The 24,010-nt window shown below is 44.0% G+C and carries 21 protein-coding genes and 1 pseudogene; 15 read left to right on the forward strand and 7 right to left on the reverse strand.

Features of this window, described 5'->3' with window-relative positions:
* Positions 1 to 6: 6 nt before the first annotated feature.
* Positions 7 to 1,500 carry a DNA cytosine methyltransferase gene (locus tag TH468_RS07670; RefSeq protein WP_085642919.1) on the reverse strand — a complete coding sequence of 498 codons (1,494 nt, stop codon included), beginning with the start codon at positions 1,498 to 1,500 and terminating at the stop codon, positions 7 to 9.
* 91 nt (positions 1,501 to 1,591) lie between these two features.
* Here TH468_RS07670 and TH468_RS07675 point away from each other — a divergent pair, with 91 nt between their 5' ends.
* Positions 1,592 to 2,059, forward strand: a complete 468-nt coding sequence (locus tag TH468_RS07675; protein WP_085642921.1) for a very short patch repair endonuclease — start codon at positions 1,592 to 1,594, stop codon at positions 2,057 to 2,059.
* Positions 2,060 to 2,658: 599 nt separating this feature from the next.
* On the opposite strand, the gene TH468_RS07680 is transcribed toward TH468_RS07675, so the two are convergent.
* The 6 genes from TH468_RS07680 to TH468_RS07705 all read right to left on the reverse strand — a co-directional run bounded on the left by TH468_RS07680 (position 2,659) and on the right by TH468_RS07705 (position 8,459).
* Positions 2,659 to 3,519 carry a glycosyltransferase family 2 protein gene (locus TH468_RS07680; protein ID WP_085642923.1) on the reverse strand — a complete coding sequence of 287 codons (861 nt, stop codon included), beginning with the start codon at positions 3,517 to 3,519 and terminating at the stop codon, positions 2,659 to 2,661.
* Between the two features lie 271 nt (positions 3,520 to 3,790).
* Positions 3,791 to 4,972 carry a glycosyltransferase gene (locus tag TH468_RS07685; RefSeq protein WP_085642925.1) on the reverse strand — a complete coding sequence of 394 codons (1,182 nt, stop codon included), beginning with the start codon at positions 4,970 to 4,972 and terminating at the stop codon, positions 3,791 to 3,793.
* Positions 4,969 to 5,703, reverse strand: a complete 735-nt coding sequence (locus TH468_RS07690; protein ID WP_246832249.1) for a class I SAM-dependent methyltransferase — start codon at positions 5,701 to 5,703, stop codon at positions 4,969 to 4,971. The genes TH468_RS07685 and TH468_RS07690 overlap by 4 nt, the downstream gene beginning before the upstream one ends.
* Positions 5,700 to 6,311 carry a DUF268 domain-containing protein gene (locus TH468_RS07695; RefSeq protein WP_210402228.1) on the reverse strand — a complete coding sequence of 204 codons (612 nt, stop codon included), beginning with the start codon at positions 6,309 to 6,311 and terminating at the stop codon, positions 5,700 to 5,702. The genes TH468_RS07690 and TH468_RS07695 overlap by 4 nt, the downstream gene beginning before the upstream one ends.
* A 143-nt stretch (positions 6,312 to 6,454) precedes the next feature.
* On the reverse strand, positions 6,455 to 7,258 hold the full coding sequence (locus tag TH468_RS07700; RefSeq protein WP_085642929.1) for a glycosyltransferase family 2 protein: 804 nt from the start codon (positions 7,256 to 7,258) through the stop codon (positions 6,455 to 6,457).
* A 7-nt stretch (positions 7,259 to 7,265) separates the two neighbouring features.
* Entirely contained in the window at positions 7,266 to 8,459 is a 1,194-nt protein-coding gene (locus tag TH468_RS07705) for a glycosyltransferase family 1 protein (RefSeq protein WP_139834662.1), read from the reverse strand.
* Positions 8,460 to 9,015: 556 nt separating this feature from the next.
* On the opposite strand from TH468_RS07705, the gene TH468_RS07710 reads away from it, so the two are divergent.
* The 14 genes and pseudogenes from TH468_RS07710 to TH468_RS07775 all read left to right on the forward strand — a co-directional run.
* Entirely contained in the window at positions 9,016 to 9,960 is a 945-nt protein-coding gene (locus tag TH468_RS07710) for a hypothetical protein (RefSeq protein WP_085642933.1), read from the forward strand.
* Positions 9,961 to 10,761 carry a bifunctional 2-polyprenyl-6-hydroxyphenol methylase/3-demethylubiquinol 3-O-methyltransferase UbiG gene (locus TH468_RS07715; RefSeq protein WP_085642935.1) on the forward strand — a complete coding sequence of 267 codons (801 nt, stop codon included), beginning with the start codon at positions 9,961 to 9,963 and terminating at the stop codon, positions 10,759 to 10,761.
* Positions 10,762 to 10,772: 11 nt separating this feature from the next.
* Positions 10,773 to 11,189, forward strand: a complete 417-nt coding sequence (locus TH468_RS07720) for a hypothetical protein (RefSeq protein ID WP_139834663.1) — start codon at positions 10,773 to 10,775, stop codon at positions 11,187 to 11,189.
* Positions 11,186 to 12,304 (forward strand): DegT/DnrJ/EryC1/StrS aminotransferase family protein, encoded by a 1,119-nt coding sequence (locus tag TH468_RS07725; protein WP_085642938.1) that lies wholly within the window; start codon positions 11,186 to 11,188, stop codon positions 12,302 to 12,304. Before TH468_RS07720 ends, TH468_RS07725 begins: the two co-directional genes overlap by 4 nt.
* Before the next feature lie 188 nt (positions 12,305 to 12,492).
* Positions 12,493 to 12,693 (forward strand): hypothetical protein, encoded by a 201-nt coding sequence (locus tag TH468_RS21995; RefSeq protein ID WP_085642940.1) that lies wholly within the window; start codon positions 12,493 to 12,495, stop codon positions 12,691 to 12,693.
* Complete coding sequence (locus TH468_RS07735) at positions 12,680 to 13,615, forward strand: GDP-L-fucose synthase (protein WP_007088319.1); 936 nt, start codon at positions 12,680 to 12,682, stop codon at positions 13,613 to 13,615. Before TH468_RS21995 ends, TH468_RS07735 begins: the two co-directional genes overlap by 14 nt.
* Positions 13,612 to 14,706: a GDP-mannose 4,6-dehydratase gene (gene gmd, locus TH468_RS07740; RefSeq protein ID WP_085642942.1), complete on the forward strand. Its 1,095-nt coding sequence runs from the start codon at positions 13,612 to 13,614 to the stop codon at positions 14,704 to 14,706. The genes TH468_RS07735 and gmd overlap by 4 nt, the downstream gene beginning before the upstream one ends.
* 58 nt (positions 14,707 to 14,764) lie before the next feature.
* A complete protein-coding gene (locus TH468_RS07745; RefSeq protein WP_085642943.1) occupies positions 14,765 to 16,114 on the forward strand; it encodes a flippase in 1,350 nt (449 codons plus the stop codon).
* Positions 16,115 to 16,756: 642 nt separating this feature from the next.
* Complete coding sequence (locus TH468_RS07750) at positions 16,757 to 17,494, forward strand: FkbM family methyltransferase (protein ID WP_246832250.1); 738 nt, start codon at positions 16,757 to 16,759, stop codon at positions 17,492 to 17,494.
* A 53-nt stretch (positions 17,495 to 17,547) separates the two neighbouring features.
* Positions 17,548 to 18,399 carry a glycosyltransferase family 2 protein gene (locus TH468_RS07755; RefSeq protein ID WP_168177095.1) on the forward strand — a complete coding sequence of 284 codons (852 nt, stop codon included), beginning with the start codon at positions 17,548 to 17,550 and terminating at the stop codon, positions 18,397 to 18,399.
* The gene (locus tag TH468_RS07760) at positions 18,396 to 19,220 is read left to right on the forward strand and encodes a methyltransferase, TIGR04325 family (protein WP_085642949.1); all 825 of its coding nucleotides are present in this window, start codon (positions 18,396 to 18,398) and stop codon (positions 19,218 to 19,220) included. Before TH468_RS07755 ends, TH468_RS07760 begins: the two co-directional genes overlap by 4 nt.
* Before the next feature lie 339 nt (positions 19,221 to 19,559).
* On the forward strand, positions 19,560 to 21,479 hold the full coding sequence (locus tag TH468_RS07765) for a transglycosylase domain-containing protein (protein WP_085643059.1): 1,920 nt from the start codon (positions 19,560 to 19,562) through the stop codon (positions 21,477 to 21,479).
* A gap of 226 nt (positions 21,480 to 21,705) precedes the next feature.
* Positions 21,706 to 23,691, forward strand: coding sequence for a transglycosylase domain-containing protein (locus TH468_RS07770; protein ID WP_246832251.1), 1,986 nt, complete (start codon positions 21,706 to 21,708; stop codon positions 23,689 to 23,691).
* A gap of 90 nt (positions 23,692 to 23,781) precedes the next feature.
* A pseudogene (locus TH468_RS07775) lies at positions 23,782 to 24,010 on the forward strand (transposase); the annotation flags it as partial.

The following is a 24,010-nucleotide window of genomic DNA, read 5'->3' on the forward strand; positions in this document are numbered from 1 at the left end:
CCTTCTTTATCCCAAAACTTTGTAAACTGCTTTAGCTATTTGCCATGCTAGGTACGGTGGTACCGCATTGCCCACTTGATGATATTGTTTGGTTCGAGATCCGCAGAATAAATAGTTGTCAGGGAATGTTTGCAAGCGGGCAGCCTCCCTTACGGTGAGTGAGCGGCACTGGCCGGGATCGGGATGGATAAAATAATGACCATCCTTGGATATGTGACTTGTGACAGTGGTCGATGGGCGTCCACTCAGTTGGGTGCGGAAACGGTCGGAAAAATGGCCAGAATCACGGTTCTTGTGAGCCGGCTGCAAAAAATCTGGAAACTCGTCCAGTTTCGGGGAACGTGAGTACGAGCTGGAAAAAGCGGAAGAGAAAAGGTAGCGACCGATATCTTCCGGGATATGTCCTCGGGTTTCATGATGCAGCGTTGCCCGAAGTCGTTCATCATCGAACCACCTAAGGAGATGTTTTGGCATATTGCCAGCAATCGCCTTCTCGCGACTTGACCTTGCTTCAGGCAATTTGGTGGCAGAAGAAATCCTTTGAGCGATATTCCTTACTTCTTCTGGAGTGTTTCCAGCTCTGGCAATGCGTATAGCCTGTTCACGAACAGCAGCTTTCCAAGCTTCTGTTGTATCGCCACGGCTGAGTCCACTGCGGAGCGGTGAAAGACCGTCAATTGCGGTGCCCACGTCCACTTGCTTTTGGGTAGCGCCGAGAAGTGGACCGTCGAGTTTCAGGCGTTGAGCGAGATCCACCCTAACTCCGAGAATGATAACTCGATGGCGGGCTTGGGGAACTCCAAAGTCTTCTGACCGTATCAGAAAGTCTTTGGCCGAAGCTCGGGAGCCATCGAGAGGGGCGGAAGTTGCGAGCGGTAACAAACGGTACCCGTCTCCCGCCTCCTCAAGATCATCGAGGACTTTGCTGAAAATCCGACCGCCATTAATTTGGCTCGAGAGCATCCCCTTAACATTTTCCATCACAAAGGCCGCAGGGCGAAGCCGGTCTAGAATGCGCACATACTCGCGATATAGAAAATGCCGATTATCATCCTCGGGAACGTAACCTGCCTTGCCCCGATTTCTCGATCTTCCAACTAACGAATATGCTTGGCAGGGAGGTCCTCCGATCAAGATTGTATCGCCGTGATGACGTTCGCGCACTTGGTCTAGTTCGGTCGCTAGTTCCTCGAATACACCGTCGCTCCCCAAGACGCGTTGACGTACCTCCTTAGCCGCAACTTTCCAATTGTTGGGATAGAGGTCGGCCCAGTCAGGAAGCTCAAGACCACTATTGAGAGCGACATAATATTCTTGAGGAAATCGATCAAAGGACCGCAGGAAGGCCCTCAGTCGCAACGTTTGAATTGCATGGTCATCCATCTCGATTGAGAGATGGGTCTTCATTGGGGTTTCCTTGTCGCGTCCTGCCCTTGAAAATCCTTCACTCAGCCCTCCTGGCCCGGCGAACAAATCAATGATGGCAAAATCTTTGGACATCGTTTCTCCCCATAATGTCGAGCCTTTTACCAGGTTTCACCAAGTGTCACCAGGTGGAAAATAAGCTTGATTGCGCTATGTTTGTGAAATCATGGATATAGTTGACTCTAAAACACGCTCCAGAATGATGTCTGGCATCAGGAGCAGAAACACGAAACCAGAGGTTCTGCTGAGAAAAGCACTGCACGCTGTGGGCTATCGCTACAGAATCAATGTACGTCTGTTGCCGGGCTCACCGGACATAGTGCTGCCGAAGTGGCGAGTTGTGATTTTCGTGCACGGTTGCTTTTGGCATCGTCATCCGGACTGCAAGAAAGCGACGACACCGGCAACAAACACTGATTTCTGGACTAAGAAATTTGCGGCCAATACCAAGAGAGATAAAACAGCGATAGAGGAATTGCATAACTTGGGTTGGCGCACTGCAATTGTATGGGAGTGTGCTATTGGGACAAAGATTGATTTTGAGCTGATCGATGACTTAGCTAGCTTCATAAGCCAAACTGCTAAACAGCATGTCGAATTAGGTGCTCCTCAGAAAGGCTATACTCAACGCTAGCCTCAATGAGTATCTTGGAGCGTGATATCCGGTTCGATGCATAACAAGATTACACTACAAGTGAATTCGACACATAATCTTCGAAATTTGTAGCGTTTTTCTCAAATTGGATATGCTGTAAGCATTTGATTTTATGAATTTTATAAGGAATAGAGAGAATTCCAAGATTATGCTTCAAACCTTTTCAGCATAATGTGTCGCAAAGTTCGAGGTTTCGTTGGCAAACGGTGGTCTGAGTTTCTGGATTTATGCGTCAATTCACACGTGTTGTGAATTGACGCATAAAATTAGAATGGGCAGAGCAAGTTCATCTGATTGAGATGAGTGCGCTCTGTTCTATCTTTTATGCTGAGATTTTTGCGACGAACTGTCTGGTTGCCGAATACGGATATTAGCTCCTGCGCATGCATAAACAGATTCTGAGAGGTTTCGGTGATGCTTCTTCTTAATGGGGAGTTGCATCGAATCTTCAATTGCCAGTTCTCGGATCAAGTCTTCCAATGTTGAACCTTGAAAAGATAATCTTATAAATCTTGGTACGTATTCGCCAAAGGATTTTCCCTGTGCTTTCTATTGCAGAGGGATTATATAGTTTTATTTTAATTGCATGTATCCCAGGTTTCTTTCCATAATTTTTCAGTTTCCTTGCTTGCTTTCAGTTTTGTAGTATAAATTTTCGAATTTTTCTTAAATACTTCGATGAACAGGTAATCAATCGATAATTTTGCAATTTGTAAGGTTATTGAATAAATTAGTTTCAAGTAATCAGGAAGGGTTCTGCTGCATTTTATTTGCGATATTATTGTGAATTTTCTACTAACAATACGCTTCTGAAAATTGAAAAAATCTTCCCGATATCCAAGAAGGACTTCGGGTAATACGGCGAAACAGCTATGCTTATAAGATCGCAGTAACACATCATAGTCTTGTGATTTAAACTGATTCTCATCATACCGGAAATGTCTAAACCACTCTATTTTTCCCATCCAAGTAGGGTGAGGTAACTCAAACCCGGACAATGGGCTTTTGCAAATAGATTTATGATCTGATGGAAGGTCGCGGACGCCGATTGCTTCTCCGTTATCTCTAAAGATAAGCAAGCTAGTTCCAAGTAAATCTATACTCGGGTGTGACTCTAGAAAATCAACTTGCTTATGGATGCGTTCCGGAAAACAAATATCGTCACCATCCATTCTCATGAAATATTTTCCGGCTGAAGTATCTATTGCTTGGTTTAGTCGATAAGCTAGACCGCGACAATTTTGATGGTGGGAGAACTTTATTCTGCTATCCGAGAATTTATCGATAATAGATCTCGTGTTATCTGTGGACCCATCATCAATTATAATTAGTTCCCAAAATGGGTAAGATTGATTCAATATTGAATTAATTGCTGCCGAAATAGTATTGGCGCTATTATGAACAGACATTCCAATGCTGACTAGGGGAGTGTTTTTCATGTAAACATCTCTATTTATGCTTTTTATGGATATTTTCGCGAGAAGAATGGTTGGATATATTATTATTTATCTTATCACCAAAATCCCTAACTCAATAATCATAGCATTTCATCGGATGATGCTAATGATATGTATAAAAATCAAGTAATGAAATTATATTTTAGTTTTATGTGTGTAATTAAATTATTCAGACAAATAAATATTCACTATGCTATATTGGATTATTATTTCTGATTGTCGCGATTTATCGACATAGAACGAAAAGCTTCCATTATAAGTCGGGAAACATTCGTCCTGGAATTCCTTTTGCTGTGAATGTGTGGTGCCCTAGAAATCTCCAAGAAAGTTCAAAAACCAGTCTACGCGCCGCTCTTGGGCCACGTCTTTTTCCAAAAATTACGCAAAGTAATCCGCAAATGATTTTTCTAATAACAGTTAATAAATATGTCTTTCTATGATCTTTTATCGATTTTTCAAGGGTGCCATTGTTGTCTTTTTTCACGTCATACGCCTCTATTGATGAGGAGTAATTCAAAATGGATTTCATTCTATTGACATATGTGTGTTCTCTGGCAGTTCTGGAGAAGCCGTTCTGGGCTATATCGTCTCTTTCTTCTGGGTTTGCTAGATAATATTTTATTAGGTCTTCCAACTCTTTATCGGTATCAAATATTATGACTTCTTTACCATTTTCGTAAAATTTCTCGATGTTCCGAGCATTTTCCGTAACTAGAAACCCACCGCAACCAGGCACCTCGAACGTTCTTGCTTTAATTTGGTTCTCACCGTACGAGTTGGCAAAGTTAAGGCTTATTTTTGAGTTTCTTATAATGAACGGTATTCGTTCTGCGGGTACGGGTCCTGCAGGCCATCCGTGACCAAAACATGCCACTTCTATACCGTTTTTCTTTAGCTCTTCTACTCTTTTGATCCGTGAGCCGTGAGCTGCCCCTACAAAACTAACTTCATACTGACAATCTTTTGCGGATAGAGGCTCAGAAAGCCAATTTTCCGGTGCAGCCCATTGAGTTAGCAAAACGTTTCTAATGCCATCTTTATGATAGCGAGGAACTATATAATCATATGTGGTGGTCATCACGTGGTAGTGACGGCCAATAAACTTAGAAACTTCTTTGTACTTCCACGAATCATCCGCTGCCCAAGAAATGGTTTTAACGCCATCTCTTGCCGAGATAATATCGATAGTTTCCGCCCATATTTCGTAGCTCATATGAACAGTTAGAATTATTTCCGGTTCGAATGTAATAACTGTTTCTAAGAGTTTCTTATTCAAATCCGAAAAATCTCTATAATTATCTTTGTCCCATGACTCGAAATGAAGCACCTCATGGCCAAGTTTCTTTAGAGCAGGTATAAATGAAACATATTCTATGCCCAATCCTCTGCTTGGATCTCCATATTGATGTTTTCCAAAGACACAGAGAATTCTCATTTAAATCCTTTTTGTGCGACTATGTGATATCCAACCGTAAATTTCTTTTCCGCATCATATTTGTCAAGTATGCGAGAGATAATTGGTATTGCTATGGCAAGAATTGGTGATAGCGCGATCCATATTGGTAACCACAGTAGTCGACTTATAACGTTCGTTTTTAACTTCCACGGCTTAGTGGATGCGACAAACCGTATGCTCTCTTGAGAGAAAAACGCATAAGATCCTCGGTTTTCTTCAACCTGGATTTCCTTAAATCCATTTCTTTCCAAAACGGATTTATACCAAAAAGGCGTGAAACCACCATAATAGTGGTGTGGTTCTTGATGTATCCCTGATCCGAGTGGCGCAGAAAGTAAAACTTTCCCACCCGGTTTAAGTATTCTGCTGAACTCTTCTATCACTTTAATTGGTTCAAGGATGTGTTCTAATACTTCGGTGCATATAATTACATCAAAGCTAGCGTCTTCTACTGGGATAGAAGATGCATCACATACATAGTCTATTTGACCATAAGAACCATTTCGCAGCTGACTGGAGGTTAGCTGCTGAAAATCTTGGGTTTTGTATTCACAGTGCTGTAATTGATTCCGATATGGACATGATCCCGCGCCGACATCCAAGACTTTGCTTCCTGCCGGAAGTTGGCGACACTGAGAAGATACCCAAATATCTCGCTCATATAGGTTGTAAGCCCAAACTGAATGTATTGCTTTACGAACTGACTTCATGACTTCCTAACAAATACATACATACCGCATGCGTAAGAATTATCCGCTGCATCTAAAGGCTCGGCTTTCTCGAAATAGTTGCCGAGATCGTCTACAAAGCTGAAGCTCTCTAAATCCAGTTCGGGAAACATATCTATAAACTTTACAGGATCGAATATCCGATGTGCATTAAAACACACTTTCTCTTCGCCTACGGGTACAGAAATATACAGTCTCCCCCCAGGAGAGATAACGCGTTCTAATTCTTTCGCGGCCTGCAAGCTGCCGGTCGGGGTTATGGGGTCTCCATAGCGGCCAAGGCCTACATGTTCAATCACATGCATGCAAGACAGGGAGCTTATGCTTCTGCTTGTTCTAGACAGATTTAGTAAATCGTCACCAAGGCATGTGAGGCCGGAGATGTTTACATTTAGTGGTCTAAAATCGAGAAATTCGACAGGTACAAAAGCTGATAAAACATTGATGGTTTTAATGTCTGAACCTATATCGACGTGATTGTGTGGTTTGCTGCTTGCAAGTTTGCGTGACAGCCAAGCCGCTTGATAAAAATAATGGGGATCAAAGCTTGTTTGAGAAGTTTTGTCTCCTAGGCAAGGATAGCTATCCAAGAAACTAGCTTTCCCTCCTAGTGCTACAAATCGCCTCCAGTCCAGAAAATAGGAGGGAAAATATAATAAACATATAAAGAAACTGTGTAAATTCAGGGAAGTAATCCAGTTCTTTATTAGATTTTTGTTTTTTCTAAGCATAACTATCGCACGCACCTACAATTGGAAATATGTGTGCCTTTTTCAGCATGCGAATTGATAAATCTTTGGAATATCCTTGCTCTGACTCTTGCCCAAGCAAAGTAATAATACCTCGATAATCGTTTTTCATAATTTCTACTGAATTTCTCTGAAATTTCTTTCTTCTCTTCTTTGTATTGGGTCGACTTACCAATTGAGATTTGATTGGAGTGTTTTCTATAGGCACTGAAAACTTTTGGAATGTATTCCGATTTTCCAATGCTGGAAAGTTTAAGGAAGAAGTCAAAATCCGCCGCATACTTGATGTTAGAATTTATGCCACCAACGCTGTGGTATAAAGAACTCCTCCAAAAACAAGCATCTTGAAGAGGAGTCCATGCCCCATATAACATCATTTTCTCTATGTTGCTTGTTCCACCACAGCTTCGAAACAAGACGTGGCTGGTTTCGTCGATGTAATAATCGTCACCAAATATCCAATCAACATCGGATTTTATAAATTTCTCGCGCGCTGTATCAAGCGCACCATCGAGCAACAGGTCGCTTGAATTAATCCAAGCCATAATATCACCGGTTGCACGTGCAAATCCCTTTGAAATAGCATCAGCGTATCCGTTGTCCGGGCAGCTGACCCAGCCGGTTATATGTTTTTCGTATTTTTTGATGATATCAACGCTATTATCATGCGATCCACCATCAATTACGAAGTATTCATCTCCTTTCTTCAGGTTAATCAAAACAGATTCGATTGTTTCCGCTAGAAATTGACCGGAATTATAGTTTGGGGTGACAATAGAAAATTTCATTTTTAATTTACCGAAGCCAATTTCTTCTAATTTTGGAAAATTCTTCGATCAGTTCATAGATGCCGGAGCAGAAATCATGGGGCTTCCAGCTTTCCGCTCGAATTTTTCCCATTTTCTTTAAATCTAACGCTAAAGATTTTTGGGTGTAAACAGTGTGGATTGCTTTTACTATGTCAGAGGGGGCCAATGGATCAAAGAAAATAGCTGCGTCTTTGAGTTGTTCACGCGCTCCCGGAATGTCGGCCGCAGCGACGGGGCATCCTAAAGCAAATGCTTCGAGAGGAGGGAGATTCTCTGGACCACAAATACTGGGATAGACCAGCATTTGAGCATTTTGATACAAATCGATCAACTCTGATTTTGATACAAATCCACAAAACACAACCTGGCTGGTTAAGCCTAGGTCTTCTGCAAGCTGCCTGATGTAGTTCTCGTTTCCTTTATTGGAACCCACCAAGACCAACTGCAATTTGGTTTCGTGTCTTTCACGTAATTCTTTCAGAGCTAAAAGCAAATTCGCGTGGTTTTTATGCGGCCAAAATTGGGCCGGGTAAACCACATAGTCGCCGCTGATCCCTTTCTTCTGGCGAATATCTGTTTCCTGTTTTGCTGAGCTTAATGCGAAGCTTGGTGTTGGATGGGGGAGTATTCTTACCCTAGGCGCTGGTATCCCATATAACTGCATCAGCTCTTGTTTGCCAACTTCTGTTCCTGTGATGATGAAGGAGGCACGTTGCAGAAAATATTTGTATGACTGTTCTCTTGCATCCCATGTTCCAAGAGCACTCATTTCCGGAAACCAGGGCGTCATGCGATGCTGAAGATCCCACACTGTTGCTATATAAGGTGTGTCGGTAACTTCGTGCGCACCTCCTCCAACATGCCAGAGAAGATCTAGCTCATGCTTTAAAGCTGTGCGTTGGAGTGGACCCGGGCTTCTTAGTAGTCGGCGAATTAAAGGGGAGTAACTCGATAAATTATTCTTAAATTTATCCAGTGAACTTGTATCTATTTTTAGATGTTCTATTTCTTTTGATTTTTCATTGTTATTTTTTAAAATTGTATCATTTTCAGTTAATGCGAAAAAACTGTGATTGCTATCACGTATAAAGGGAAAAATAGCGTTAAACACTTCATTTTGGAATGTGAAAGCGCCACCTGTATCTTGATGGAAATTTCCCAAGCAAATACCAATTTTCACAATTAAGCACCTGTTTTACAGCTTTTAAAGTAGGCATATTAACCAAATTTCTAGTCAAAATGCGGTACTATATCGATAATGTTCTTAGAATAATTGAGTTTTGATGTGGGATGCAGGCCATTTTATCCGCCTTGCTTGTATCGTGCGCGTTTCTCTATGGGGCCAGATAATTGCCTCCTTCCGGCGAGCTATGTAATTTGATTTATTAACTGGGATTTTTATGCTGTTCAATAATTTCTCAATTTCCTGCTTAGAGAGCTGCTTTTATTTTAGTGCAGCAATCTTGCTTAGGGTCTGGTTTCGGCTGGCATTTTGCAATGTGGTCCGACCGTTTATAGAGGAGCCGAACCAGTGCGGTTCTGTTTATCGTTTAACTGAAATGAAAATTTAATTCATCTTGTTAGCCTTAGATTTAAGGTTCTGATTTTGATCAATTTATCAGAAGCAGGTGACAATCTAACAAATCAGGTGGTGATGATGCTAAACACTTATGCTATTTCGGTCGCGTAAGCTAAGTTTCTGAGCCAGTATAGATTTTGTGAGCCTAGGAAATATTATGAGTGTAAAAAACTGGTTCTTCAAATGCCTGCAGTCATGTGCAAGGGCTGTCGGTGTCTACGAGATTCGTGAGCAGATTGTAGAAACGAAGATTCTATTGGGGCGACAGATAGCCAATCAAATGAAATCGCACCAAGCTCTGCCAAAGATTTCTGACGCGGAGTTCAAGGTTTTTTCTCAATTCGGTGATGATGGCATTATTCAATATCTACTGCAGCAGGTAGATGTTCCAGAAGGTGCGCGGAGATTTATCGAATTTGGTGTGCAAGATTACCAAGAGTCTAATACTAGGTTTTTGCTCATGAATGATAACTGGAGTGGGTTGATCCTGGATGGTTCGAGCAAAAACATCAGCAAGGTAGTATCAGACACTCATTTTTGGCGATACGATCTCACGGCGATAGCTGCTTTCATCGATAAAGACAACGTGAACGAGCTGTTTTCTAGCAACGGTTTCGAAGGTGAAATCGGAATCTTAAGCGTGGATATTGACGGGAACGACTACTGGGTTTGGGATGCTATCGATGTCGTGGATCCAATCATTGTGATTTGCGAGTATAATAGTGTCTTTGGGGATGAGCTCGCAGTTACTGTTCCTTACGATCCAAAATTCCAGCGAGGTGCGGCGCATTATTCCAATTTGTATTGGGGAGCGTCGTTGGCATCGCTTTGCATGCTAGCCGAGCGTCGTGGATACGTCTTCGTTGGATGCAACAGTGCGGGAAATAATGCTTACTTTGTGCGTAGGGATAAGTTGGGTAATCTGCGGGCTTTGAAATGTTCCGAAGGTTTTGTCGAGGCAAAATTCCGCGAGTCGCGCCACCCTGACGGCGGGTTGACTTACTTGCCGGCTGGTAAAAGACTTGAGGAAATATCTCAGATGCCAGTCTTTGACGTGGAAAAGCAGTTAACTGGGAATATTTCAGAAATATTTGGAATTTAAATGGATAATCAGAAAGAAAACGGCTCATTGACGATTTTGAGAAAAAAGGCTTTTGGGCTTTTTGAACGCATTTTTTTTGGCGGGCGGTTGTCCGAAAAAGTTCTAGTAAAGCTTTTAAGCTTGCACTACCGCAGTGTGTTTCGGAGAGAGTGGTCTTGGGCTCGCGAACAACCGCATTTCTTCAGTCATAGGATCGGTTTTTTTGACTTCATTTATGGAGAGGGCGGAACCAGCATATTCCCATATTACCGTGGTTTCTTTGTCTCTGAGCTTATAAAAGACCATGATCGGTTGCTTGATATAGGGTGCGGAGACGGTTTTTTTGCGAAACGCTTCTATTCAAAACGCTGCGCGCACATTGATGCAATCGATATTGACCCTACTGCAATCGAGACGGCAAAGTCCTTGAACGCATCTCCAAAAATCGACTATCGATTGAGTGATGCTGTAAATACACCATTTCCGTCTGTAGATTACAACATAGTGGTTTGGGATGGCGCAATCGGGCATTTTGCAGCCGAGACAACCCACATAGTGCTCGCAAAAATAGTGGAAGTTCTCTCAGAGGATGGGGTCTTTGCAGGTTCTGAATCTTTAGGTTTGGAGGGGCATGATCACCTTCAGTTCTTCGAAACGATTGAAGAACTGGATGCTCTTTTTAGCAGCCATTTCCCCTATCGAGCATACCGAGTGGTCAAGTACGACACTCCATTCAGTCCTGGGATGTTGCGGCAGGAAGTTTTTTGGCGCTGTAGTGCCAATCCAATACGAATAGATCAGTCTGGATGGACGGTTCTTTAGGAGATAGGCTGATGAGTCATGAAATTGTAGAATACCAGGGTACCCGGTACGCCGAGATTATATGGGCCACCGCCCAAGTTGAAAAAACCCGTTTTTTCTCTCCTCCAGAATCGTCATTCCAATTTGGACTGTTGGCGCATGAGGCAGGATACCAAGAACCACCTCATTTCCATCGTGAGTTTGAGAGAACCGTACGTGATCTGCAGCAGATGTTCGTGGTTCAAAGAGGGGTTGTTGGCGTTCAGTTGTTTGATGATGACGGAGTGCTAATCCGTGAGGTCATACTTAATGCTGGTGATGCAATCGTGCTTATTCATGGTGCGCATGCCATCCACGTAATCGAAGACATGCAATGCATTAGCGTCAAGCAAGGGCCTTTTATGGGGGACGAGTTTGACAAGGTTGAGATAGAGGTCAAACAACCATGATTCCAGTGTTTGAGCCAATTATTGGCGAAGAAGAAATTTCTTACGTTACAGATGCGTTACGTAAAGGTGAGTTGTCAGGGACTTTTGGTCATTATTTGGAAGCTTTCGAGGCTGAGTTCGCCGCGTTTTGCGGTTGCGAATATGGTGTGGCTGTTTCAAATGGTACCACGGCACTTCATCTTGCTGTTGCCGCAGCGGGTATCCAACCTGGTGATGAAGTACTGATAAGCGCCAGCACAAATATTGCAACGGCCTTGGCTGTAGCTCACAACAACGCAATTCCAGTTCCTGTCGACTCTGAAGAGGGAACTTGGAATCTTGATCTAGATTTAATCGAATCACTTATAACGCCGAAAACAAAAGCAATCATCCCCGTCCATTTGTTTGGGCATCCTGTAGATATGGATGCGCTGATGGCAGTGGCAAGAAAGCACGATTTGATAGTTATCGAAGATTGTGCCGAAGCACACGGCGCCACCTGCCGCGGTCGGAAGACCGGGGGCTTTGGTGATATGGGGTGCTTCAGCTTTTATGCGAACAAGGTAATTACCACCGGTGAGGGTGGTATGGTGGTTACTAATGACAAAGCCTTGGCTGAGCGGTTGCGGTTGTTGCGTAACCTTGCTTTTACAACACCCAGATTTCGCCATGAGGAGCTTGGCTACAATTTTCGAATGACGGGCTACCAAGCTGCGATGGGGCTGGCCCAACTGCGTCGTATCGAACATATAGTGGATGAAAAGCGTCGCGTTGCGCATACCTACAATTCTCTTCTAGAGGACATTCCTGGTCTTTTGCTGCCTGTGGAAAGAGAATGGGCGTACAACGTCTACTGGATGTACGCCGTAGTCATTGGTGATGAATTTGGAATGTCACGGGATCAGTTAAGTGAGAGCCTCAGGAAGCACGGCATAGATACACGCACGTTCTTCTGCCCCATGAACCAACAGCCATGTTTGCAGGAGATACCAGGTTTCAGAAACGTACCTTGCCCGGTTGCAGACCGTATATGGGAAAACGGGCTTTACCTTCCCTCAACTCATAACCTTACTGAAGCGCAGCTGGCGCAAATAGCGAAAACTCTGAGCGATCTGCAAGGCGGTTTATTAGATTAAGTATCCAGAATTAAATAGGCTTTTGAGGCGATGAGGAATTGGAAATGGTCTTTTTGACGCGCCAGATGAGCTAGTAGGTGGCTGCAAATACTGGAGCTGACGACGGGACTGGTTTCAATATTAGAGTGCTTCTATATATCTTGTTGTCGCACTTCATCCGTCAAAAATAGCTTAAGAGCTGGACAGTCATATATGGCGTGAAAGAAAAACAAACAGTTGCTGAAAAGTTCTTCGATATTTCGATGATTGTTTTTCGCATTCTGTTGGGAGTATGGCATACGTTGGCAAACCCGGAGAGATCCGCGATGAAAATCGTTGGGTATCAACCGGGTTGTTATCTTGTAAAAGATGATATCGTGCGTTTTGAGGACTACAATGGTAGGAAGTAAAATATTTGTTGCGGGCCATCGTGGTATGGTCGGATCCGCTATTGTCCGCAAACTTCGATCTCTTGGTTATAATAATCTTTTGTTGCGATCAAAGGATGAGATCAATCTTCTTGACCAAGAGGCGGTGTTTAACTTTCTTAAATTAGAGAAGCCGGACTATATATTCATGGCTGCTGCCAGAGTAGGTGGTATTCACGCGAACAATACTTATCGAGCTGACTTTATCTATTCTAATCTCCAAATTCAGAATAATATCATTTGGGGGGCGATGTCAGCCGGTATCAAAGATATGTGCTTTCTGGGTTCTAGTTGTATTTATCCTCGAGACTGCCCGCAACCAATCAAAGAAGATAGCTTGCTTACTGGTGCGCTTGAGAAAACCAATGAACCATACGCGATAGCTAAAATTGCCGGGCTTAAACTCTGTGAAAGCTGCAACTTGCAGTATGGAACACGTTATATTTGCGTGATGCCGACTAATCTTTACGGACCGAATGATAATTATGACTTGAATAATGCGCACGTTTTGCCAGCGCTGATGCGTAAGGCTCATGAGGCAAAAGTGCAAGGCGGAAAGGAAATGATTGTTTGGGGGACTGGGGCTCCTAGACGCGAATTTCTCTACGTTGATGATCTTGCGGATGCCTGTGTGTTTCTAATGCAAAACGGGGTTCGTGAAGGTATGTATAACGTAGGTTGTGGTGAAGATATTACTATAAGAGATCTGGCTCAGAAAGTAATGGATGCTGTTGGGTTTGAGGGCGAGGTGATTTTTGATGCATCAAAACCAGATGGCACACCCCGCAAGTTGTTGGATGTCTCCCGAATGTCTAATCTTGGATGGAAACCGAAATTATCCTTGATCGATGGGCTCGCCAAGACATACGAAAATTACCTTGAAAATACGAAAGTAACGCTGTGAACAAAGAAAATAAAGTCGCCCTTATTACAGGTGTAACCGGCCAGGATGGCGCGTATTTGGCTGAGTTTTTGTTGGAAAAGGGGTATATCGTTCACGGTATTAAGCGCCGTACAAGCTTATTTAATACGGATCGAATAGACCATCTTTACCGGGATCAGCACGAAAAAAGTTTGCGATTTTTCCTGCATCACGGCGATATGACGGATAGTTCCAGCCTCACGCGGATTATTCAGAAAACGCAGCCCGACGAAATATATAATCTGGCTGCCCAAAGTCATGTTGCGGTTAGCTTTGAGGAGCCGGAGTATACCGCAAACTCCGATGCTTTGGGCGCGCTGAGGATTCTCGAGGCGTTAAGAATACTCGGCATGGAGAAAAAGACCCGTTATTATCAGGCTAGCACTTCTGAGCTGTATGGCCTTGTTCAGGAAATACCCCAAAAAGAAACGACACCGTTTTATCCCCGCAGTCCGTATGCCGTTGCAAAGCTTTATGCATACTGGATTACTGTGAACTACCGAGAAGCGTATGGGATGTACGCGTGTAACGGGATTCTTTTTAACCACGAAAGTCCGATACGTGGTGAAACGTTTGTCACGAGAAAAATTACTCGGGCACTTGCCCGTATTAAGCTTGGGCTTCAAGACTGCCTTTACCTTGGAAACCTTGATGCCAAACGCGATTGGGGGCATGCGAGGGATTACGTCGAAATGCAGTGGTTAATGCTTCAGCAGGAACAGCCGGAGGACTTTGTCATTGCATCTGGTGTGCAGTACAGCGTCCGTGATTTTGTGAATGCGGCGGCATGCGAACTCGGCATGAATATCTCTTGGAGTGGCCAAGGTGTTATGGAGAAAGGATATGATGAAAATGGAAAGCTAATTGTGGAAGTGGATCCACGATATTTTCGACCGACTGAGGTTGAGACGTTACTTGGCGACGCTACAAAGGCGAAAACCAAGCTGGCATGGCAGCCGAAAACAAGCTTTCAGGAGCTAGTGTCCGAGATGGTCATCGAGGATTTAAAAGCCGCTGAGAGAGATGAGCTTGTGAAGGCACATGGCTTTAAATATATGCGCTATAATGAGTAGAAAGCGCTGCGGAGTATTCTAAATCTATCCTTTTGGTACTCGAGTGAATAAATCATAAATGAGTGGTTTTATGAAATCATTTTCGGTTTTAAAAAAAACCGGATTATATTCCTTTATGTCAAATACAAGCTGGATTGTGTTTGAGAGTATTATCAGGGCAATTGTTGGGTTAACTGTAGGTGTTTTTATTGCCAGATATTTGGGGCCAGAAAATTTAGGGAAGCTTAGTTATTCAAGTGCAATTGTTGGGATGTTCGGTGTCTTAGCTGGACTGGGAATGGACAGCAATATTGTACGCGATTTGGTTAAAGAGAAAGACAGGGTCGGTGAGAAAATTGGAATAACTTTCTTTTTAAAGTTATCTGGTTCATTGATTGCTGTAATATGTTGCATATCATCTGTTTTTATTCTCAGGCCTAATGATGAAACGGTAGTAAGTATTACAATTATATTGTCGATGAGTATGTTCTTTTTGCCATTTGATGTTGTGAGCTTGTATTTTCAATCTATCGTTAAATCAAAGTATGCTGTATTGGCTAAATCATTCTCTTGTGTTCTATCTGCCATTCTAAGAATAATTCTTATTTTTAACGATTCTCCTCTAATATCCTTTGCTTGGGTTGGCTTGGCAGAAGCAATACTCTCTGCGGTAGCGCTTACGTATTTTTTCCTGTTAAAGAGAAATAAAGTCGGTTTCAGCTGGTCATACAAGTTTGAAACAGCGAAGAAAATACTGGCAGAGGGGTGGCCGCTGTTACTTTCTGCTGCCGGCGCTGCTCTTTATATGAGGGTGGACCTTGTTATGCTGGGGCAATTAAGTTCTAACCGCTCTGTAGGTATTTATACTGCAGCGCTCCGCATTTCAGAGATTTGGTATTTTCTGCCAGCAGCATTCATTTCGTCCCTACAGCCTTTTTTGGTTCGGGCGCGTGAGATAAGTCGAGATCTTTACATTTTTCGACTGCGTGTTTTGTATGAGTTTATGATTTTACTAAGTTTTATTGTCTCAATTTTTATTTTTCTATTTGCAGATTATTTGGTTCAGATAATTTATGGCCATCAATATCAAGAGACTGCCTTGGTGCTAAGAACCCATACTTGGGCGACAATGGCTGTCTTTTTAGGTGTTGCAAGCAGTCAGTATCTTGTTATTGAGAATTTACAAAGGATATCTTTTTATAGAACAGCTATTGGATTGGTAGTAAATCTTGTTATGAATGCTTTATTTATACCAATATGGGGTGCTTTTGGAGCGGCGTTTGCGACTGTCATATCTTTTTATATTTCTGCATTTTCTTTGATACTTTTTGATTCGTCACGAGGTCAATGTTTCATAATCAGTCGATCCATTCTGCCTCTTAATCTTATTAATTTCATAAGGGGAGCGAAAAATTATGCAAATTTTTAAAGAAATAATAAGTAATTTTGGGGGGAGAACGAAGCTCTACTCTTTGTTTTCTCTTCGGGACAAGGGGGACTTGCTTGAAATGGGTTGGTTCGAAAGTCGCAAGAAAGGTATTCCGATCATTGCGGAGGGGAACCCAATTCCATGGATTACCTACCCTTGTTTGATATTTCTGGAAGATAGGCTACCTAGCGGTATTTCTTCCGTATTTGAACACGTGACATGTGGCTCAGCATTATGGTGGACTGATCGCGCTGGGAAAGTGGCGACATGTGAACATGATTCAGTTTGGTATGACAGACTTTCCGCATCTTTACCCGCGAATGTAAAATCCAACCTGGTAGCTTTGGAATATGGAGGGGACTATTGTAAAAAAAGTATTGGGATATCGTGATTGTTTTGATGTCATATTCACAGATGGCCGAGATCGTGTAAATTGCGTTAAAAACTCTTTACCCGCTTTGTCAAGAAATGGTGTTCTTATAATCGATAACAGCAATGTTCCCGAATATGAGGAAGCATTGACTTTTATTTCTGAAAAAGAGTTCAAAATAATAGACTTTCCTGGTCCAATTAATATTCAGACGTGGAGAGCAAATATTTTTTACAATAATGATAATCTTCTTGGATTTTAGGAGGTCGGCTGTGAGATTTTTTTTGAACTCTTTGAGGTGGCTACTTGGGAAAAGGCTTCCTCTTATTGCGCGTATACTTGATCCGAATGCAAGGGTTTTTTATTCTCAAGAGGGCGAGGACGCTATCCTAGCTCGACTTTTTAGCGCGCAAAAGAATGGGTTTTATGTAGATGTTGGAGCCCATCATCCTAGAAGATTTTCGAACACGTTTCATTTTTATCAATCCGGTTGGACGGGCATTAATATAGAACCAAATCCATCAGCAGAAGCTGTTTTTAAGAAGCAAAGACCAAGGGATATAAATCTATGCGTCGGTGTTTCGGACTGTCCTGAAAAACTTGTATATTATGAATTTAATGATCCTGCACTTAATACATTTGACTCAGATTTGGCCCAGTCTCGAGATGAAACCGTCGTGTACACAATACTGACGACGCGAGAAGTAAATGTTGAAAGGCTAGATTCGATTCTGGAGAAGCATTTACCTTTTGGCGTTGATATTGACTTTATGTCAATAGATGTCGAAGGCTTAGATCTCAAGGTCTTAATGTCTAATGACTGGGTTAAGTATCGACCAAAATGTGTTTTAGTTGAGTGTTTGCTCCATGAAATTAGTTTTGAATATATTCAAAACAGTGACGTATATTCATTTTTGATGTCAAAGGGGTATGTTTTTTTCGCTAAGACTTATAACTCTTTTCTTTTTGTCGAAAAGAAATTTGCAGAATTAAAGGTGCTAACTAATTGAATTGTCCGGTAGCCTTATTCGCCTATCGTCGCATCCAACATTTGCGGTTGGTTGTGAAAAGCTTGCAGGAGAATACTCTTGCGAGTGAAACAGATTTATTTATTTTCTGTGATGGCGCCAAAAGTCCCGACGATGTTGATGCTGTAACAGAAGTCCGGTCGTTCTGCCGACGGGTTTCAGGCTTTCGCAGTGTTACCGTAATTGAGCGAGATCATAACCTGGGTTTATCGGCCTCTATTGTCGACGGCGTAAGTCAATTATGCAACGAGTACGGCTTTGTGGCCGTTGTAGAGGATGATGTAATAGTTTCGCGACATTTTCTGAGCTGGGTTAACGCAGCACTTAAAAAGTACGAACATGACACGAGAGTCTTCAGTGTTGGATGCTATGTATTTCCAACAGACAGAAAGTTGGAAAATAGCTTCTTTCTGTCTCTTCCGGATTGTTGGGGATGGGCTGTTTGGGGGCGAAGCTGGAAATTCTATCAGGCTGACGGTGCTAGCTTGCTTAGAGAATTGAAAGCAAGAAATTTACAAAGAAAATTCGATTTTGACGGTGCCTTTCCCTACACAGATATGCTGAAAAAGCAAATCGAAGGTAAGAATGATTCTTGGGCTATTCGTTGGTCCGCATCAGTTCTTCTGGCGGGGGGGCTGACTGTATATCCTGGGAAATCTATGACCCAAAATATAGGTTTTGATGGTACTGGAACACATTGCGGCGAAAATGATATTTATGATCAGTCGCTGTCCGAAACTTGCCCGGATTTACAGGATATTCCAGTTGTAGAATCTGACGAAGCTCGGGAGGCCTGGCGTGATTTTCTCTTGAAGTTAAAACGGGAAAACATAAGAGATAAAGTGCTTAGCCGAGTTGTAAGAAAAATAAAGAGATTATTGAAATGAGTTTTTTGAAAAAAATTTTACGAAACTGGATGCCTCCAATATTTGTCAAAGCTTACTCGTGCTATTTCAATCGTGGAATAGTGTTTCGTGGGAATTTTGAAAATTGGGAAGCTGCTCAGGAAGCCACTAAAGGTTACGAAGCAACTGAGATACTTGATAGAGTTAGGTGGGCTGCTAAGCAGGTTGTTGACGGACGGGCTAAGTCGGAGAGAGATGGCGTTATTTTTGATGCAATACCCTATCCTTTTCCCCTTATCGCGACATTGCTTCGTGCAGCGGTTGAGAATGGCAACCGTTTAAAGGTGTTAGACTACGGAGGGGCCCTTGGCAGTTCTTATTACCAGTGTCGAGATTTTCTTGAAGGCTTAAAAGATATTGAATGGGTTGTTGTTGAGCAGAAAAATTTTGTCAAAATCGGTAAAGAAGAATTCGAAAATGACCAACTTAAGTTTGCTCAGAGCTTGGCTGAAGTAGGTTCAAATTTTACTCCGGATGTAGCGCTGATATCAGGTACTTTACAGTATCTAAGTAACCCTGATGATTTATTAAAATCTATGGTTGCTCTTAAAGTTCCATATATTGTCGTTGATCGGACACCAATATTGGTGAATGGTAATACCATTATTTCAAGCCAGATTGTGCCAAAATCAATAAACAAATCTGAATATCCAATCCGGCTTTTTTCAGAGCAGGATATAAAGAAAAATATTGATAATGATTATGAGGAAATATCGTCTTTTGGCGCGCTGGATGGTACTATTGGTTTCGGAAAGCTTTTGTCGAATTTTAAAGGATATATTTTCAAGAGAAAAAATATTTAAATAATGTTCAGAAATTATTTCCTTTGATTCGAAATGGTGATTTTTATTTGATGTTTTACTGTTCTCGTAAATGATTTAGTCTTTTATGTGGATGGTGATAATTTCCCGTCTGATATACTTATACTAAGATATCCTGCGCAAAGTATTGAAGAATTTAAGCTATGGGGTGCAGGGTAGCATCTAGGCTCATACCTCGCAGCGAATATTTAAACTGGTTCTATTGATCCGCCCCCCCCAATTTCGGACCTCTCAATTCATATTGAGAGAAGTACTTTCTTAATGGCTTGTCGGTTTACTGTGCGTTGGCATAGTAAACCTGTGGGAAAAGCGGAACCGGGCGTGGCAGAAGAAGAACGGGACGAACCGCAACGCGGTGGCGCAAATGCCGCGCAGGCGGCAATGCAGGAAATTACAGAGCGTGAACTGCGTATCATCAGGATACGACGCAGGCGGCGAAGTATGTTGATCGTTGTCCTATCTACGTTCTTAACATTTTCCGCAGCATTGGCGACGATGTTACTAATCCAATCAAATCTCGATTTCAGTCGAAATATGATTAGGAGTCCCGAAGTTCGTGTAATGGGTTTTGACGGGGCCACGCTTGAGATTGTAAGGGGAAGATACAGTCAGGATGTTTCGCTGACGACAATTCCAGAAAGAATACAAAACGTATTTGTCGCTGCATCTGATCCCGATTTCTACGGCCATCTGGGCGTGACTGTTAGTGATTTCATCCGGATTTTCAAAAGTAATGACGTCCCCGGATCAACCATAACAATGAAGGTGGCCCGAAGCTTCTTTAAAACCCCGGAAGTCAGTTCTGGCCGCCATTTGCAGGAACTTCTTGTCGCTTTATGGCTTGAGCTGAAATTTAACAAGAAGACCATACTGCGCAGTTACCTTGAACGTACTTATATGGGGCGCGGTATTTTTGGGATTACTGCGGCATCACGCATCTGGTACGGCAGCCCAGCAGAGCGGATAACATTGCATCAGGCTGCAGTTTTAGCTGCAGCGATGAATGACCCTATCAAGTTCGATCCTCTATACCATCCCAGTGATGCCGCGAATGCGGCCAATGAAATTCTCCTGAATATGGGGCGTTACAAGTATATCGAGCTTGATCGTGTTTCAGCCCTCACTTTGTTAAAGCCAAAGCTGGACGTCCAGTACGAGGATGGGGTGGTATCAAGCTACGTCGTCGATATGGTCATGAACGAAGTCGCCGAGCGTATTGGCTATACAAGTCGTGATATCGAAGTTACCACCAGCATTGATTTGTCAGTTCAAAGACAAGCACAGAAGGTTGTGCGCGAAGTTGCCAATTTGCGATTGAAGCCAAACGGAGTTAATCAGGCGGCATTGATTTCAATAAGTCCAGATGGCCGCGTTCGCGCGATTGTCGGAGGGGTAACATACAGCCCATTCCATCCCAACCGTGCGTGGGATGTAAAACATTTTCCAGGTCGAATGATCAAAATTATCCCTTACTATTACGCCCTGAACGAGAATAGTGATCCGGCGCAGTGGGTGAGGGACAATCGCATGGCGGCAGGGGGGTGGCGCCCGGTCAATCCTGATCATGAATATCGCGGTCAGATTTCTCTACGCGAAGCATTTGTGCGTGACGTGAACACTGTTCCGGTAAATTTGGCGGATCAGTTTGGTCTCTTGAATGTTCGCAACTATGCTCGGGAAATCGGTATCAAGAGCCCATTGTCAAACGACATACGAACAGTTGTCGGGCTCGATCCTGTGACACTCGCCGATATTGCTTCTATCCATGCTTTACCCCAGAATTCTGGTCAACCGGTACAATTAAGCTTGGTGAACAAGGTGATGTTTGTGGCCACAAATGAAGTGGTTTACCAACGTGTTCAACAAGCAGCACCGTCACGTTTGACAGACGCTGCCACTCAGGGGGCATATACCCTGTTTTCCAGTGTCACAGACCCCCGGCTTCGTCTAGACCGGCCGTTTGCGGGATATGGTACAGCCGAAACCGGTGCATCGGATGCATGGTATACTGGTTTTACGTCCGACCTGATTACGGTCGTTTGGGCTGGGAATGACGATAATAGCCGAATTCCGCAAATCCGCGGCGATGTAGAGCTTGCGTCTCTTTGGCGGTTATTTATGCTGGATGCACATGATGGTTTACCAATTCGTTCGATGATTCGAGCTGCATCACAACGACGCCGTGAGAATAATGGCGTAACGGATATGTGGAAAAGCGATTTGTTGAACGAAAAGCGGTAAAATCATCGAATGAGCAGGGGATTGGGGTCTTCTGCCGACGTTGGGGCATAACCTGTAAATTTCAGTCGAAACGGCTGAGTGATGCTGTTTGACGCTTTGTGTCGCCTGTCTTCTGTCTGTCTGGCTGATACGTTGACAGATCGGTCGTTCACGGGCACAAACCGGCGTCCCTATTTGATATCAAAGGTGCTTAGTGGCCCAAAGACCATTTAAACGACGGCAAACCGTGCGCAAGGGTGCAACGACGCCGCGCAAACGCAAGAAGCGTGCTAGTAGCGGTAGCAGCACAAGCAGCAAGAAAAGCGGGTCGGGCATTTTAAGCAAGCTTGGTGGGATGATCCCCGGGCCCGAGGCGATTGCACGTTTTATTGTTATTATGGGGATCTGGGCGCTGGTTATTGCTGGCGGAGTGGTTGCCTATTACGGTTACGGACTGCCTGAAAAGGTAAGTTTCGAGGTTGCCAGCGAACGTAAGCCTTCCATCCGCGTGGTTAGTGTTGATGGTGTTGTACTTGGCTCTTACGGTGATCGTTATGGTAGCCCGGTAGAGGTCGGAGATCTGCCGGACTATGTCGGACAGGCGTTTGTTTCCATCGAAGATCGCCGGTTTTACGATCACTTTGGTATTGATATTCTGGGGGTTCTGCGTGCCAGCTGGGTCAATCTGACATCCGGTCGTATCGCAGAAGGCGGCAGTACGATCACCCAGCAGCTCGCAAAAAACCTATTCCTGTCACCTGAACGCAATTTCGGCCGCAAAATCGAAGAAGTCCTTCTGGCGCTTTGGCTGGAATTCAAATTTTCCAAGCAACAGATTCTGTCGCTTTACCTGAACCGTATTTATTTCGGATCGGGGATGTATGGCATAGATGCCGCGTCCCGGCACTATTTCGGAACCGACCCACGACGACTTAATCTTTATGAGGCAGCGGTTCTGGCCGGACTACCAAAGGCGCCAAGTCGTTACAACCCGCTGGTTGATCCAGAAGATTCCGCAAAACGTGCCAATATTGTTCTCGATGCTATGGCATCAAACGGCGTGATTACTGGCGCGCGTGCCGAGCGCGCCAAACAGCGGACTGTCCGTACCACTCGACAGGGAAAAAGCGGGCCCGGTGTTCGGTATTTTACCGATTGGGTGCTTGATCGTGTCCGTGATTACATCGGTTACGTTGATCAGGATCTGACGATCAACACCACACTTGATTCCCGTCTTCAGGAAATTGCCGAACTCAATCTTGAACGTGCTTTGGCAAGCCCCGTTGCGCAGCAAAAGCATGTAGGGCAGGCATCCCTTCTGGCGATGACCCCGGATGGGGCCATTCGCGCAATGGTTGGGGGGCGCAACTATTTCGAAAGCCAGTACAACCGTGTGACACAGGCACGGCGCCAGCCCGGTTCCGTGTTCAAACTGTTTGTGTATCTGGCAGCCTTGGATAAGGGGATCGGGTCGAACGACTGGATGCGCGACATGGCAATATCCGTTAACGGATGGGAACCGCGAAACTTTGATCGCAAGCACCATGGCACCATGTCGATCCGCGATGCGGTGGCAACATCGAATAATTCAATCGCGGTTCAGGTCGCCATGGAAGTCGGGTTGGATAATGTGATCAAAAAGGCTCACGATATGGGCGTTTCTGCCAAACTCGGACGTGAACCAAGTCTCGCACTGGGAACCAGCGAGGTTTCGATGCTTGAGCTGACCGGTGCCTATGCCATCGTCGCCAATGGCGGATTTTCGGTGTTTCCGCATGCGATCCGTAAAATTGTCGGTCAGGGCGGCGAAGTTATATATGAGCGCAATGACGAATTTCCTGTCCGTCTGATGAACCCGCTGCACGCGGGGGAAATGAACAATATGTTGTCATCTGTCGTTGCCAAGGGCACGGGACGCAATGCGATAATTGATCGCCCTGCTGCGGGCAAGACGGGCACGACATCGGATTCCCGTGATGCGTGGTTCATTGGCTATACCGCTGAACTGGTTGCAGGGGTCTGGATGGGGAATGATAACGGCAGTCCGATGGATGATGTGTCTGGCGGAGACCTTCCAGCCAAGCTTTGGCATGATTTCATGCTGCATGCTCATCAGAACCTGCCGGTCCGCTCACTTGGCAAGGCCGCGCTTGCGCGGTCGCAAAAAGTGGGCGAAGACGGTAGTTGGCGTGACTTTACTTCTGGTTTCACAACCGGCAACAAAAAGCAGTAACTGGCTTTGACACAATGACCTGAGCCCTTAAAACTCCTCCAGAAATGAGTAGAGTCTGTCATCAGTAAGGAGACAGACTAGATGAAGTGATCACGGTTCACAGAAGAGCAGATTATCGGGATTATCCGGGAGCAGAAAAGCGGTCAGAAGACTGAGGATGTTTGTCGTCGTCATGGTTATCGGAAGCGACATTCTATAAATACCAAGGCAAATACGGCGGTATGGACATCTCTGATGCCAAACGTTTGAAGGCTCTGGAGGATGAGAATACCAGGCTGAAGAAGCTTCTGGCCGATCAAATGCTGGACAATGCCATGCT

This window comes from Thalassospira sp. MCCC 1A03138, from assembly GCF_002115785.1.
In the GTDB taxonomy this organism is placed as follows: Bacteria; Pseudomonadota; Alphaproteobacteria; order Rhodospirillales; family Thalassospiraceae; genus Thalassospira.